15 protein-coding genes and 1 tRNA gene are annotated in these 14,694 nt (G+C 47.1%); 9 read left to right on the plus strand and 7 right to left on the minus strand.

The annotated features are described in order from the left end of the window. Positions 1 to 276 precede the first annotated feature (276 nt). Both V6C93_RS11565 and V6C93_RS11570 read right to left on the minus strand, forming a co-directional pair. A complete protein-coding gene (locus V6C93_RS11565; RefSeq protein WP_333476808.1) occupies positions 277 to 990 on the minus strand; it encodes a Crp/Fnr family transcriptional regulator in 714 nt (237 codons plus the stop codon). Positions 991 to 1,485: 495 nt separating this feature from the next. Then, a complete protein-coding gene (locus tag V6C93_RS11570; protein ID WP_333476809.1) occupies positions 1,486 to 2,664 on the minus strand; it encodes a hypothetical protein in 1,179 nt (392 codons plus the stop codon). 694 nt (positions 2,665 to 3,358) lie between these two features. Here V6C93_RS11570 and V6C93_RS11575 point away from each other — a divergent pair. Beyond that, positions 3,359 to 3,613: a hypothetical protein gene (locus V6C93_RS11575; RefSeq protein ID WP_333476810.1), complete on the plus strand. Its 255-nt coding sequence runs from the start codon at positions 3,359 to 3,361 to the stop codon at positions 3,611 to 3,613. 83 nt (positions 3,614 to 3,696) lie between these two features. Here the strand turns inward: V6C93_RS11575 and V6C93_RS11580 are convergent, their stop codons facing one another. Beyond that, the gene (locus V6C93_RS11580) at positions 3,697 to 3,891 is read right to left on the minus strand and encodes a hypothetical protein (protein ID WP_333476811.1); all 195 of its coding nucleotides are present in this window, start codon (positions 3,889 to 3,891) and stop codon (positions 3,697 to 3,699) included. Positions 3,892 to 4,351: 460 nt separating this feature from the next. Here V6C93_RS11580 and V6C93_RS11585 point away from each other — a divergent pair, with 460 nt between their 5' ends. From V6C93_RS11585 to V6C93_RS11605, 5 genes are all read left to right on the plus strand, one after another. After that, positions 4,352 to 5,218: a lysophospholipase gene (locus tag V6C93_RS11585; protein ID WP_333476812.1), complete on the plus strand. Its 867-nt coding sequence runs from the start codon at positions 4,352 to 4,354 to the stop codon at positions 5,216 to 5,218. Positions 5,219 to 5,286: 68 nt separating this feature from the next. Further along, positions 5,287 to 6,747, plus strand: coding sequence for a 1-acyl-sn-glycerol-3-phosphate acyltransferase (locus V6C93_RS11590; RefSeq protein ID WP_333476813.1), 1,461 nt, complete (start codon positions 5,287 to 5,289; stop codon positions 6,745 to 6,747). 61 nt (positions 6,748 to 6,808) lie between these two features. Then, entirely contained in the window at positions 6,809 to 7,816 is a 1,008-nt protein-coding gene (locus tag V6C93_RS11595) for a glycosyltransferase (RefSeq protein WP_333476814.1), read from the plus strand. A gap of 282 nt (positions 7,817 to 8,098) precedes the next feature. After that, entirely contained in the window at positions 8,099 to 9,397 is a 1,299-nt protein-coding gene (locus tag V6C93_RS11600; RefSeq protein ID WP_333476815.1) for an FAD/NAD(P)-binding oxidoreductase, read from the plus strand. Positions 9,398 to 9,473: 76 nt separating this feature from the next. After that, on the plus strand, positions 9,474 to 9,608 hold the full coding sequence (locus tag V6C93_RS11605) for a hypothetical protein (protein WP_333476816.1): 135 nt from the start codon (positions 9,474 to 9,476) through the stop codon (positions 9,606 to 9,608). Here V6C93_RS11605 and V6C93_RS11610 read toward each other — a convergent pair. Continuing rightward, positions 9,605 to 9,844 carry a hypothetical protein gene (locus V6C93_RS11610; protein ID WP_333476817.1) on the minus strand — a complete coding sequence of 80 codons (240 nt, stop codon included), beginning with the start codon at positions 9,842 to 9,844 and terminating at the stop codon, positions 9,605 to 9,607. The two genes, V6C93_RS11605 and V6C93_RS11610, sit on opposite strands and share 4 nt — an antisense overlap. Positions 9,845 to 9,950: 106 nt before the next feature. Here V6C93_RS11610 and V6C93_RS11615 point away from each other — a divergent pair, with 106 nt between their 5' ends. Next, positions 9,951 to 10,118, plus strand: a complete 168-nt coding sequence (locus V6C93_RS11615; RefSeq protein ID WP_333476818.1) for a hypothetical protein — start codon at positions 9,951 to 9,953, stop codon at positions 10,116 to 10,118. A 111-nt stretch (positions 10,119 to 10,229) separates the two neighbouring features. Here V6C93_RS11615 and V6C93_RS11620 read toward each other — a convergent pair whose 3' ends face one another. From V6C93_RS11620 to V6C93_RS11630, 3 genes are all read right to left on the minus strand, one after another. Continuing rightward, positions 10,230 to 10,493, minus strand: a complete 264-nt coding sequence (locus V6C93_RS11620; RefSeq protein ID WP_333476819.1) for a hypothetical protein — start codon at positions 10,491 to 10,493, stop codon at positions 10,230 to 10,232. Positions 10,494 to 10,517: 24 nt separating this feature from the next. Continuing rightward, positions 10,518 to 10,600: transfer RNA gene (locus tag V6C93_RS11625), tRNA-Leu, on the minus strand. Next, positions 10,579 to 11,454 (minus strand): M48 family metallopeptidase, encoded by an 876-nt coding sequence (locus tag V6C93_RS11630; protein ID WP_333476820.1) that lies wholly within the window; start codon positions 11,452 to 11,454, stop codon positions 10,579 to 10,581. Before V6C93_RS11630 ends, V6C93_RS11625 begins: the two co-directional genes overlap by 22 nt. A 112-nt stretch (positions 11,455 to 11,566) precedes the next feature. Here V6C93_RS11630 and V6C93_RS11635 point away from each other — a divergent pair, with 112 nt between their 5' ends. Both V6C93_RS11635 and V6C93_RS11640 read left to right on the plus strand, forming a co-directional pair. After that, positions 11,567 to 13,099, plus strand: coding sequence for an S-layer family protein (locus tag V6C93_RS11635; protein ID WP_333476821.1), 1,533 nt, complete (start codon positions 11,567 to 11,569; stop codon positions 13,097 to 13,099). Positions 13,100 to 13,416: 317 nt separating this feature from the next. Further along, positions 13,417 to 14,694 (plus strand): filamentous hemagglutinin N-terminal domain-containing protein (locus V6C93_RS11640; RefSeq protein ID WP_333476822.1); only part of this gene is annotated, 1,278 nt, incomplete at its 3' end.

The following is a 14,694-nucleotide window of genomic DNA, read 5'->3' on the forward strand; positions in this document are numbered from 1 at the left end:
CTATACACCTCTCGTTTAGGGCGAAGCATTCGGGTGATGAATTATCGCGAACGCCTAAAATTTTCCGTCCGAATGCTTCGCCCCTACATACTCCATACTCTGCCGCTTTTGTCAAATACTTCTACTGGACTGGCGCTCTAGGGGGCGAAAATAGAATGAGAGCAAGAGGTCTCTTCTACCTACTCGTATGAACTCCGGTGCCTTCTGCCTTCTGCCTTCTTGCACTAGCGATCGTAAATCCGAGCAAGTTAGGGGTCACATGACACATCCCATGATTCAGCCAAACAATCGCTGATATTCTGCCCTTACCACCTCGTAACATTCGCAGGAAGCTGTTTCCAAGCTTTTCCTGTTAAGAATCTGGATACGTCCGCGCTGGTAACGAATCAAACCTTGGTTCTGAAGTTGACTAGCCGCTTCACTGACTCCGGCACGCCTGACGCCGAGCATGGTAGCCAGGAAGTCTTGCGTGAGGCGAAGTTCCTCAGACCCCACACCGTCACTGCTCATGAGTAACCAACGGCAGAGTCTTGCTTCTATCTGATGAAGACGGTTGCAGGCCGCAGTTTGTGAACCGGTAACAATAGTTGTATGGATGTAACGTTGGAGAATATGACGCAGCGCTCCACCTTTGTCGAACGCCTGTTTGATGATCTCCGCTTTGACACGCACGGCTTGACCGGCAATTTGTGTAAGCGTTTGCATCGGCGTTGTGGTCGCATCCAAAAGAATTGGCAGACCTGCCATCCCTTCACGCCCGATCGCGCCAGCTTCCACTGTTGAGCCGTCCTCCATCACCGTCACCAAAGAAAGCAATGCATTCAGAGGGAAATAGGTAAACGGGATAGGCTCATCAGGCAATATGATGGACTGCCCATGTGAGAGTGATACCTGTTCCAGATGAGGCTGCAATGCTTTGAACTCCTCACTCGGTAAACTGGCAAGCAGCCGATTGAGTGAGAGTGGATGTGCCTGCTGGTGAGTAGACATCAAATGCCTCCAAAATCTGCCCCACTGGCACAGTAGCAAAAAACAACCGATTAATGGTTACAACCGATTAATGGTTAATTACATTTAAGAATTATTTTCAATCCGGAGCGATGTCCTTGGATCACCGACAAAGCGATCGCCTGATGCTGTTAGGTGACGATACAAATACACTTGTCGTTGTGCGTGAATCTCCCAAAGACGGTTAAATACTTCTTCGGTGTACCTTGTAGCTACCTGACTTTTCACGGAAAGTTCTGAACCTTTAACAGGTAAAAGGTTAACGGGGAAGGAGAAAAGGAGCTTATGAATCCTTTAACCCTTTCCCTTTCCCCTTTTTCCCCAGCAGTCTATAAACATGCCGTGAAAAGTCAGGTAGCTTCTCTCTCAATGGCTAACCAGAGTTAGAGACTCCCCTTGAATCTTGCGATTCCAAGGAGGAGGGTTGACATTTAACGCTTGACTTCAAAAATGTTTCATCCTGGCAACTAATCAATCTCAAGACAAGACTTGACGACGCTTTGAACCGCCTGCAAACTTGTGCGAGTGTTTAGTAAATTCAGCAGCTTTCTTATCAAAGTCAGAAAACATTTCCTGAAGCGCTTGAGTATAAGGGAACAAAACAGAGGTCTGAGTCGGTTCCAGACGAGCCATTATTTCATTCACCAGAAAGCGTAGCATTTGCCTCACCAGTTCCCCTGTGACGCCGATGCTGGGAAAAACCATGACACACGTAGGGAATAAATCCTCTTCTACAGCAGCCATATTCTTCTCTAGAGAACACAGCCATAGGTAGACTTGGAACATCTCCAAATCTCGGATAGTGGATTTCATCACCTCTGCTTCCCTCAAGTTTCCCCGGCGACTGTGATGATCGGAGTACACTTGAGCTGCCCGACTGTAAGCGAGGTGAGCAATTTCTGAAGTAGCAGGTAAGAGTTGGTCAACGATTTGAAGGATAGGGGAATTAGGGTTGTACTGGGCGGCAGCCTTGCAGACTGGTTGCCAGGGAATACAGACTTGCTCTTCGACGAACTTGAAGTAGGGAGTCAGCAACACTTGTTCGCAAGGTGACAGCTTCTCTAGAAGTATTTTGATGCTAAGGTGAAATTGCGTAGTCATGAAGCCAAAGGTACGCGGATCGGATGCTGAAATCAGCCGTTCCCGCAGATGAAATAATACAGGTTCCAGCGCGATGACTAGCTCTTCTAGCATTGGCTCTGTCCACTCTTTATAGAGAGCCATTGAACAATTCACGGTTCCAATCGAGGAATTTGCCGTCGCTGCCGTTGGTCTGGCTAACAAGGAAGATAGGGAAGGCGACTGTTGTGAGTAGACGGATAGGGCTTTCTGATAAATTTGGGCAACACAGGGAGAGATTTGCCTTGCTTCCGCTACATTCACCATTTTCGGAATGTAAGTAAACAGATCATTTGTCTGTATTCCTGTCAACTGGAAGTTCTTATGGAGTAAACGCTCTAGCTTGGCAACAGTTTTTGCTCTCCCTGAAGGTGAAGCTACGTCGGCTAGCTCAGAAACAAGGGACGGATTTGCCTCTAAACGAAGCATGGACAAGTTGGGTACGTAACGCTTTGCCCACAATCGTACTAGGCGATCGCCCGCTTGAGGTGAAGATTGTTCCAGAACCGAGACATGAGGACTGAATGGGTATTTCATTAAACAATAAGACTGAAGGTGAGATGTTTATCAGTGTGGAATTTCAGTTTTTGCATACTCTTGCCAAAGAGTTCTTGTGCCTGAGCTAGCACACTGAAAAGCACAGGCATCCTTATTAGACGTGAGAAAAAGTCTTCTAAATTTAAAGTCGAGTCAGCATCCTTGCCAGGGATTGACGGTAGGGAAGAAGCTAAAAAACACCCTCGTAAAAAAAGTTACCTTGGTTGAGTCAGTAGCAGGCGAGTCGCTTGGTAAGTGTGGAGATGCCAGAAGATAGTCCTGCTGTTGTTAATACTAAAGCTTTTGACTACGTAAAGATACCGAAGCTGTAAGATGCGCCTGTAGCATTTGGTATCTCTACTATAGAGTATTCACATCAGAAAAAGCAAAGTTTTATTAAGAATATTATATATTTTACTCAAATAATATTTTTTCTTTGAGTACCTCTACCTAGGGCAAGCTTCTAGACTTTCCTGGTGGAAGTTTCCCACGAGTTTCTCTGAGCAGGAAAAGCGCCGGATCTGGAGTTAGAAGTACCCCACGAGGGCGCTGTCCGCCCCCGTTATGAATGACAGTGTCCTCATCCTGAGCGGTTGGACGAACCCAATCCTGATGAATAAGCAGAAAGAGGGAAGTCGCGACTCGGAGAGATTTGCTTTCTTTAGGGAAGGCTTGTCAAAAGGAGAATGTTTAAATGGCTCACGATCATGCAACTAGAACAGAACACGACCACATTACCAGAGCAGAACACAACAGAATTACCCGGAAAAATCTGGTTTCTAGCCTAGCTACAGGTCTGGTAATTGGCATCATCGCCGGTGCGCCTATTGGTTGGTTTGGTCATCGAATTTACTATCAACAGAGAGCGGGTCAGGTGCTACTCTGCCGTCAGCAGCATCCCGGTCAACTTGAAGCCGAACTTAAGGCTTTGTGTGGTTCGCTGTATTAACCCTGTCCGCCTTCATGCCAATCGTTATGAAAACAGGAAGCCCCGACCTACCTTCATACAGGAGGTTGAGGTCGGGGAGGATGTTAAACAGTTGGCGTTGTATTTTCTTGGTTTAATTGCTGTTCAATGGTGCTAATCGCAGCATTGAGTCCAGCTAACCTAATTTCCATATCACCCCGCATCGATTTAAGAAACTGGAGCTTACGTTCTAGGCTTGTTTTCCGAGAAATAGCTTCTCCACCGCAGCAAGTGCTATTCCAATTCCAGAAAGGAAACATAATTGACCCTCACGCTCATGTAACTCTATTCTCATATTGGCGAATTCGTCGGTTCGATAGCCAGGAAGTAATGGTCGGAAAACCGATCCCCTCTTTTCTGGTCTGGCAACTGTAGTACTCTACGTTGCCTTGGCTAGAGTCTAGTTTCCAGCAAGAATTGAGAGGAGACGGCGTAATCCTAATCAACTTAATTTCTGCATTTGGTAGCGCTATTCTTAGCGATCGCAAGGCTGGTGTCGCGCACATAAAATCACCAATAAGTGAAGCACGCATGGGCGAAACTTTTCGAGGTGGTACTAGCAGGCGAGAGATTAGTCCTGCGTAAGAGTGGGTCGCTCATCTTTCATCGCTGCGATCGCGTAAGCATGGTGTTCAGCAGCAAAGCGCAGATCGCATTGTTGCGTAAATTTCATGCCGCATGGAAGTGTCAAACTGAAGTATGAGCCATGAAGTATGAACTATGAATTGCATGGAATGCTCTCGCCAAGGAACGTTTAAGGGTACGGTTGGGCTAGAGCTGTATTACCAAAGCTGGCATCCAGAGGGTCAGGTTCGAGCCATATTAGCCATTGTGCATGGCCTGGGAGGGCATAGCGGACTGTACGGTAATATAGTTGAACACCTGGTTCCTCAGAACTATGCAGTCTACGCCTTTGACCTGCGAGGTAATGGACGCTCACCCGGTCAGCGAGGCTATATCAACGCTTGGACTGAGTTTCGCGAAGACTTGCAAGCCTTTGTCCAGTTGATTAAGACCCAGTATCCAGAACAACCTTTATTTCTCCTGGGGCATAGCGTGGGGGCTGTGATTGTCTTGGACTACGTCCTGCGCTTTCCCCCGGAAGCATCAGATTTACAGGGTGTCATAGCGTTAGCGCCAACCCTAGGAAAGGTGGGGGTTCCACCGTTCAAACTGACCCTAGGACGACTTCTTTCACGAGTGTGGCCCCGTTTTACCCTGAGTACTGGGATTGACCTCAGTACAGCTTCAAGCGATCCGGCAGTGATAGCTGCCTATGCCCAAGATCAGTGGCGGCACACTCAAGGCAGTGCGCGTCTGGCTACAGAGTTTTTAGCCACAGTTGCCTGGATTCAAGAACATGCGGCGGATTGGCAGGTACCACTCATGATTCTCCACGGTGGAGCAGACCAAGTGGCTCTACCTGAGGGAGGGTGTGATTTCTTGCAACGAGTGACAATCCTGGATAAGGAACGACGAGAGTATCCTGGGGTGTATCACGAGATTCAAAGCGATCGCAATTACCAAGAAATGCTAACCGACCTAGACAATTGGCTGGAGCGGCACCTACCTCCCCAAGCGTCCTAAATTAAGCAGCTGAGCATTAAGTACCGCGATACTCTAAAATTCCTGGCAATGCAACCTGGAGACTAATTTTGTCCGATTCGATTCAGCACGCTCAACCCCCACTGGCTTTTATTCCACCACGCTTTAACCCCCTTGTCCTGCGGATTGTCCAGTGGTTGCTGCCAATTTTGCTAAGGTTCCGGCTTCGGCGTTGGTTACCGGCTGGAATATCACACATTGAAGCGGAAAATGTCAAGGTTTTAGTCGATCTTTACCAACAATTTCAGGCTGGCAAAATTCGCTTTTTGATGGCATTTCACCATCCTGAAGTTGAAGATCCACTCTGTATGTTTTATCTGATTAATCGTGCCGTGCCACGGGCTGCACGTCAACAAGGGATTCGGCTGCAATACCCAACTCCTAGTTACTTTGTTTATGAACGGGGTATGACGCTGTGGGCGGGAGACTGGCTCGGTTGGATGTTTTCTCGGATTGGAGGAATTCCCATTCATCGAGGCAAGCACCTAGACTGGAGTGGGATGCGGACGGCACGGGACTTGTTTGTGAATGGCAAATTCCCGATCGGAATAGCCCCAGAAGGAGCAACCAATGGTCACAGTGAAATTATTAGCCCCTTAGAACCCGGTGTTGCTCAACTGGGGTTTTGGTGTACGGAAAGCCTAGTAAAAGCGAACCGTCCTGAGCAGGTTTTTATTGTGCCGATTGGCATTCGCTATCATTATGCTGAACCGCCCTGGTCAAAACTCGATAAGCTGTTGAGTCAAATGGAAGCGGATAGCGGTTTGCCAAAAGAAGAGTTGAACGTTGGCAAGTTGAATGTTGAAGGTTTTAATCTGCAACCTGCTAACCTTCAACCCCTAGAAGCCTCGCTCTATCAACGCCTTTTGCGCCTCGGTGAATATCTCCTGTCTGAGATGGAAGAGTTTTATCGGCGGTTCTACCATCAAAATTTGCCAGAACTCACAGTGATGGAGAGTGACCCCTCTGCTAATCCCAATCAGGTCATGGAGGCTCGACTCCAGCGCTTACTGGATACAGCTTTACGAGTGGCTGAGCAGTATTTTGGACTCAAGTCGCAGGGAACTGTGATCGATCGCTGTCGCCGCTTGGAGGAGGCGGGTTGGAGTAACATCTATCGCGAAGATATACCCGACTTAAATATGTTACCGCCCTTCAAGCGAGGTTTAGCCGACTGGGTGGCCCAAGAATCCGAACGACACATGCGGCATATGCGTTTAGTGGAAAGTTTTGTGGCAGTTACAGGTACCTATGTCAAGGAAAATCCAACGGCTGAACGCTTTGCAGAAACGGCACTTTTGATGTTTGATTTCATTTCCCGGATTAAGGAGAGAAAAATACCCCGCCGTCCTCGCTTGGGTTGGCGGCAAGTACGGATGACAGTGGGGGAACCCATTTGTGTGAGCGATCGCTGGTCAACCTATCACAGTAGTCGTCAAGCTGCAAGACAATCGGTGACTGATCTGACACAAGATTTACAAAAGGCTTTAGAGAAGTTGATTTCTGTGTAGGGTGAGGTGAACGCGATCGGATAGGCTAACCTACAAGCAATTTCACTTAAGAGAGGATGTGGTGAGGACGCTTTATTTTTTGGTTCCTGGAACAGGTGGCAAATTTGCCTGTGGTGGTCTTTGGGCAGAGTTAAAAACCCTGAATCTCGCTCAGCAGATTTGCAATGCGGAGGTGGTGACTTACCGCCAACGGGAAAAAGACACACTTTTCCTCGATGATTTGCTGAAGGAAAACAATTTAGATGATGTAATTTTTATCATTAGCTGGGGATTTGATGTTGCCAAACTCGCTGCTAAGTTAAAGCCCTACAATGTTGTTTACCATGCTCACAGTGCCGGGTATGGATTCAATCTTCCTTCGAGTATTCCCATCATCACCGTTAGCCGAAATACAATGGGGTATTGGGGACAAAAATCACCGAATTCACTCATTTACTATTTGCCGAATCAGATTGCAGATGAGTTTCGTAATTTCCACCTTGAGCGGGATATTGATGTTTTAGTTCAAGCTCGTAAATCCTCTGAATATTTACTAAAAGAGTTAATTCCGGCGTTACAGTATCAGTGTAATGTCGTGGTGATTGATTCTTATGTAGAGGATTTGCCCGGACTGTTTAATCGGGCTAAGGTTTATCTTTATGACTCGGCTGAGTACTGGGCACAACAAAGGGTAAGTGAAGGGTTCGGTCTGCAACCGATGGAAGCTCTTGCCTGTGGGTGTCAGGTTTTCTCTAGCGTCAATGGTGGACTGTCGGATTATTTAGACCCTGGATTTAATTGCTATAAAATTGCGAGTTATTCAAAAGAGTATGACGTGCAACGCATCCTAAAGATAATTGGAAATTCAGAATCACGCCTTGTATCTAAAAATTTTATTGAAGAATACCGAACTGAAAATATTATTAGACGACTACAAATTATATTAGATGATATTAATAATTTCTTTGATACGCAAAAACATTATTCAGCCAATATTAAAAGCTTGACAAAAAGCCATGTTGCCCAGTCAAGATTAAAGAGGATATGGGGCAAGCTGCAACAAAAATACTTGAGCCGTAACAAGAGATAATCAACAGTGTTTAGTGAACAGTAAGCAGTGAGTCGCATCGAAAGTATCGGCTTTGAGGGAAGCCTAGAAAGACTTTATAAAAATTTAACCTTTGAGTAACAATCCCTGTTGCGATCGCATATCCACCATTTTTTGCCGCTTCTGGGAGCTAGTACCCAAACGGTAGAGCTTGGATATACCAGAAATTTCATTGAATGCACACAATGCTATTGACTGCAACTTGCTATAAGTAGAACAATCAACAATCTGCTTGTTCTCTGTACGGAGCTGTGCCAGTTAACTATGTCATCATCTACTCAAGTAAAACCTACAAACTCTGCCACAGGCGGAGGTTCCCATCACCAGATTGTCATTGTGGGTGGGGGCGCTGCCGGAATTACCGTAGCCTCTCAGTTACTCGCCAAAACTAGCAAACTCGACATCGCGATTATCGAACCGTCCGACAAGCACTACTACCAACCTGCCTGGACGTTGGTTGGGGGAGGTCAGTTCAAGGCAGAGGATACGGTTAAGCCAGAAGCTTCGTGTATTCCTAGTGGTGTTACTTGGATTAAGGACTATGCTGCTGAATTCGACCCCGACAACAATACGGTGAAAACCCGTGAGGGTAAACAGGTTCACTATGATTACTTAGTGGTGTGTCCCGGCATCCAAATCGACTGGAATGCGATCGCAGGATTGAAAGAAGCTCTGGGTAAAAACGGTGTATGCAGTAATTATGCCTTTGACTGCGCTCCCTATACCTGGGAAGTCATTCGCAATTTCAAGGGAGGGAATGCCCTATTTACCTTCCCAGCCACCCCTATCAAGTGCGGCGGTGCTCCCCAAAAAATCATGTACCTTGCCGATGACGCTTTCCGCCAGAACGGGGTGCGTAACCAGACGAACGTGCTGTTTTGCAGTGCGGTTGGTGCAATTTTCCCAGTTCCCGCCTACGCTGCACCGCTGATGGAGGTGGTTAAACGTAGAGACATTCAGCTGAAATTTAAACACAACCTAAAGGCCATTCGAGCTGAATCCAAAGAAGCCGTGTTTGATGTTACAACGGATGACGGGGTGCAAGAAGTTGCCATCCCCTACGACATGATTCACGTTACCCCACCCATGAGCGCCCCAGACTTTATCAAAACTAGCAAACTGGCAGGGACAGAGGGGCCGAGTAAAGGCTGGGTCAATGTTAACAAAGATACCTTGCAGCACAACGTTTATCCCAATGTGTTTAGTATAGGGGATGCTTCTTCTCTCCCCATTTCCAAAACAGCAGCTGCCATCCGCCGACAGGCACCTGTGTTGGTAGAAAACTTGCTGGCTGTGATGAACACTAACTCCTTAACCGGTAAATACGGCGGTTACACTTGCTGTCCGCTAATTACGGGTTATGGCAAAGTGATCATGGCAGAGTTTGACTATAGCAACCAACCTCTGTCCACTTTCCCTCTAGACCCAAGGGAGGAGCGTTATAGTATGTGGTTGGTTAAACGCCATGTTTTACCCTGGCTCTACTGGAATCGTATGCTTAAGGGTAAACCCTTTGAGGGAGATGTTTTGAATCTTCCGGGATGGAGACCCTCACAGACTTGAGCATCGAGTCTGTCTGCTTTCCCTGTGTGAAAGCGAAAAACTCAACCCTATCTCTGCGTAGAGTGGGACGCATAGTGTGGTTTTCTTAGCGGACATGATTATTAGCTGCGATCGCGTTTTGCAGTGCGCCTTGTGCGATCGCACTCCACAAAAAAAGCCCCCAACCAGGATGAAGGCGGGGGCTTTTTTGGGAATTCTAGTCACTCGTTAACGCGAATCAGTTCCTTGATTAGGAGAACCAATCACCTTAACCTCCCCTCCAGGAGCTTCAGGTTCGGTACCGGAACGAACCTCAGTACCCGCTTCTTGACCCGTCATGCGATATCTCTCATCGAGCGGAGTGTTACCCTCTTCTGTTGTCGGTATAGTTGTTTGGGTTCCAGGATTATCTTGAGGGTCATATTTAGCGTTATCGTCCCGGATGTCTGGATGATTAGTTGATGTCATAATTTCCACCTGTTTTTTACCTTATTCCACAAGACTATTAGTTACTTAATCGTGGGTGTTCTCTCCTCAGACATGACTGACTGTATGACTATTTGTGGAGATAATTGTGAGCGGGAGCGCTCGCACAAGGTATGTCCAAGCACAATCAGGCTTAACATTTGCTGTTGGTGCGATGAACAAGCAAGACTTGCCGCTCTTGCAAATTATGGATAGTGTCACTCGCCTCCAAACGCTTCTGATTGATTCACCCGTTGCAGCTGTATTCTTTGTATAATTTATCGGCAATAGCGTCGCGTCATACTGATCTCGATTGGTATAGCAGTCGCCAAGGCTATTAGGGACAAATGTCCCAGAGCCAATTTTCAATCCCAGCTTTTGAAATGTCCTAACCGTTGTGGCGCTTGCTATAAGTGCGTAAGCCCTGTTTTAGAGAGCTTATCCAAAAAAATAAGGGAAGAGAACTCATTCTTCTTCCCCTAGGCTTATTCTGTTGATTATTCTGGTCGTCTGCGTTTTGACCCTCTTGCAGCTTTTTCCTCAGCATCTGAGTTTGCTTCTTGAGTTGTCTTGCTCTGGCAGAACCACCTTTACCTTTGTCGTTTCGTCCTTGGCGGCGGGGAGATTCCCAGCGCTTGAGTCGTTGTGTCATCAGCGTTGCCTCTGTCTAAAACAGTGGGCGGGGAGAGACTCGAACTCTCATGACCAAAGGCCGCCACATTTTGAGTGTGGTGCGTCTACCAATTTCGCCACCCGCCCTTGGGGGCAACCTCATTATCATACCCTATTGGCTGCCGCTGTAGCAAGGCTTGATAAGTTTGAGAACTAGCCCAACGATCAATCTCTCTGGCTCGTAGCACTGGAACTGGGTGAGTTAGCTGAGCCGTCTGTGCTGATTTCAGCATTTCACCGAGTTCGGTGTTGCTGATGGCATCGTAAGCTCTGGCTTGAGCGATGAACGCATCCAGGTTGAGTTGGGGGGCGAGAGTGGGGGAACCGCCAGCAAGTTTCATTAGGACTGACATCACGACTCTAGGGTTCTGAGTGGCGAGGAGTGCTGCGCGATCGCACGTAAATTCTGCACATCGCACCCATTCCAATAGCTGTGCCTGTACGCTCTGAGCAATGACTGAACCCCAGGTCGGGATTAAGCTAGCGGCTAGGATGATGATATTGAGCGGCGTCAGGTAGACGCTGTGTTCACACTTGAGATGTCCTAGTTCATGAGCAATCACCGCCTGAATTTCTTCCGGCGTCAGCATATCAATTAAGGACGTGTGCAACACAATAAAAGGCTGCTTACCCCGCATAGCGAAGGTATAAGCATTGGGAGCCGGATGCTGATGTACGTATAGCTGGGGCGGATCTAAATCTAGAGTTTTGCAAGCCTCCAAGAGGAGGTTATGAAGGTGTGGCAGTTGATTTTCACCCACCAAGACGCTAGCAGCGATATTGTTCAGGTAAAAAAACTGTTCCGCCAAGGGCCCAAGTAAATTGCGCACCATCAAGTCCAGCCCTGGCACCTGCTTGAGGGATTGGGTTGCCTCAAAATCCAGGGGATGACGAAATTCGTCTGCCTTTAGACCAACGAGCAGTGTTTTTGAAATTCCCATTTAGACTACGGTAAATTCTGTAATTGTATTGAACGGTGCTTTTGTCAAGCGATTTTCTGCGATCGGCTTGGTGTAGTAACTATTCTTCATGATGTCACATAGTCAGTGAGCAGTGAGCAGTTACTATTGGTTGGTTGTTGTTATTAGCTTATTGTTGAGTTGGCTGAATTTGCTGTCTAATGGGAATGGCAATGCGGCAGATTTAACCGTTGAAACTCGACGATTAAGTATTAGGAATGGATTAATTTCAGCCGTTGCTGGCATAAGTATTACCGCCGATGGAGCTAACTTAATCGTTTCTCCAAGTAAGGGTCGTAGCGGAAATCTAACTGTAAAAGCATCTGAGTCTATAGACATTAGTGGAGAACCAGGAACCGTTACAGGTGGTTTGTTTACTTCGACATTGGGCGATGGACAAGGTGGAGAATTAAACGTTGAAACCGCCAGATTAACCATTCAAGATGGAGGGCGAATAGAAGCTGCTACAGTTGGTGCTGGTGTAGGAGGCACGGTTACAGTCAATGCCTCGGAGTCGATTGAACTTATCGGCACTTCAGCAGATGGAACATTTGCCAGTGGTCTATCTGCCTATAGTCGCCCACCGCTCGATTCCAATTTGGACGCTAATCTGTGGCAAGGTAGTGCTAATAGCGGCAGCGTCAACGTAACGACTAACCAATTAATTATCCGAGATGGAGCACAAATAACGACTGCTGTTGAGGGCAAATCTCAGACTGGAAATGCTGGAGACATTCAAGTTCAAGTGAATTCCCTCTCTTTGAGCAATGGCGGGAGAATTACCAGCCGCAATGATGGAAAGAGTAACGCAGGGGATATCAATCTCAATGTGAGGGGAAATTTGCGCTCAAGTGGTGGCACGATTTCCGCAACCTCCACTCAATTAGGGGGTGGCGACATTAACATTGCAGCAGATGATATTCGCCTAAGTAACAGCAGCCTAATCAGTACCAGTGTGAAGGAAAGTACAGGCGGCGGCGGCAATATCAGGATTAACTCTACAGTCTTCGTCGCCTTGGAAGACAGCGACATTCTCGCCAATGCCGAAGCTGGGCCAGGAGGTGATATTTTTATTAAATCTGAAGCGTTTCTAGCTGATATTTTCTCCCGTGGTTTAGCCGAACCAGTTGGTCGTAACCCCGGTGATTTTGCTCGGTTTCGCGGCAACGATCGCGTCGATATCTCTGCTGACTCAAAAGCGGGTCAAAGTGGTACCGTTACTTATCCCGATATTGAGCAGATACGAGGAGTGCCGGCCTTGCCTTCTGACTTGGTCGATCCAGAAGGATTAATCGATCGCCGTTGTACTCCTAATAGTAAGGCTAGGGGGAGTAGCTTTACCGTGACGGGACGCGGTGGCTTGCCTCCCAGCCCCCATGACACTCTAATTGATCAGGATGTTTGGGTGGATTGGATTAGTCTTGAAGAAACGGAAAGCAATGGCAATGGTGGGGCGACTGATGCCAAATTCACCCGTTCCAATCCACAGCAACTTGTGGAGGCGCAAGGCTGGGTAATTAGTGCGAATGGGCAAGTCATCCTTACGGCTTCTGCACCCTCAGCGACGCCTGGAAATTCTGGGTTAGCGCTTCCCTCTTGTGAGGCTAACGAGACGGCTATTCATTAGATACTTCTTGCAAAAGTAAATTTTCGCCCCCCTAGGGCGTGTCTTCAAACCGGGAGATCCCCCTAAATCCCCCTTAAAAAGGGGGACTTTGAGTTGATTCTCCCCCCTTTTTAAGGGGGGCTGGGGGGGATCTTCTTCGCAAGACACAGGTAAATTTAGAGTTTGAAAACACGCCCTAGCCCCCCAATGCTGAGGGGAACTTCAAAGTCCCCCAAAATTGGGGGATTTAGGGGGCATTCCAGGATTTATGCAAGAGGTATATTAGGCTCTTCCCAAAGTATGAGATTATGGTCGCATTAATTTCAGGGATGTTCTCGATGGCGACCTATTTTCCTTCTGGCTTTGGATTAAGGTTAGTCAGAGTGTTAGAAGTGGGTGGTGCGATCGCCCTAACGGGATGCTATGCGATCGCATTTTCAGCAAATCCAGCTTTCGGCCAGATTACACCCGATGCCACGTTAGGCGGAGAATCTTCTATTGTGACACCTAACGTTAATATTCGAGGGCTTCCGGGCGATCGCATTGATGGCGGCGCGATTCGAGGGGCTAATTTATTTCACAGCTTTCAAGAATTCAATGTTGGGGATGGACAGCGAGTCTACTTCGCGAATCCAACAGGAATAGAGAATATTCTCAGTCGAGTAAAGGGCAATAATCTCTCCAATATTTTAGGAACCTTGGGGGTAGATGGAGGGGCAAGTTTGTTTTTGCTCAATCCTAATGGCATCATTTTTGGCCCAAATGCACAACTGGATATTTCAGGTTCGTTTTTTGCAAGTACTGCCGATAGTGTGGTGTTTGATAATGGCTATCAGTTTAGTGCAAAGAACCCCGAATCACCGCCAATACTAACTGTCAGTGTTCCTCTTGGTGTGCAGTATGGAACGAATCAACCGCGAACAACAATTCGTAATACTGGAACATTAGCTGTCGGGCAAAATTTCACTCTCAATGCTGGGAATTTAGATTTACAAGGTTTAGTGCAGGCGGGAAACAATTTAACTCTACAGGCACAAGATACAGTTAAAATTCGAGATAGTATAACTCATCCGTTTATTGCTGCGGCTGGCGGTCAATTGCTGGTGCAAGGCAATGGAGCAGTTGATATTTTTGCCTTGAATCATGCAAATAGTGGCTTCTTTTCCGGTGGGGATATGGTGTTAAGATCGCCTAATTCGGTGATGGGCGATGCTCACTATACAACTGGAGGTAATTTTCGCATTGAACAGCTTGATGGGAGTTTGGGAGATTTAGATAGTCCTGGTGACCCTGTTATTCGTGCGAATGGTAATGTTAGTTTTGATACTTATCAGGGAGCTTCACTGCATATTTTTGCTGGGGGTTCGGTGAACCTTGGTAGTGTCACGATTACGGGTACAGATGCTACCAACTTTATTAATGAAACTGTTCCCCTCTCTCAAACACTTCCTGATGGTACAAATACAGTCACGATTAATGGGAGTACTCGACCGACTTTAGATATTCGTGCTGGAACTTTAGCGGCTGGTACACCTTTGGGAGTTACTGGTAATCCTACTCCGACTGGTCTTGTTGTATCTGATCCGCCTACAAGTGCTGATATTGTGATTGGTACA

Source organism: Allocoleopsis sp., from assembly GCF_036703385.1.
Taxonomy (GTDB): domain Bacteria; phylum Cyanobacteriota; class Cyanobacteriia; order Cyanobacteriales; family Coleofasciculaceae; genus Allocoleopsis.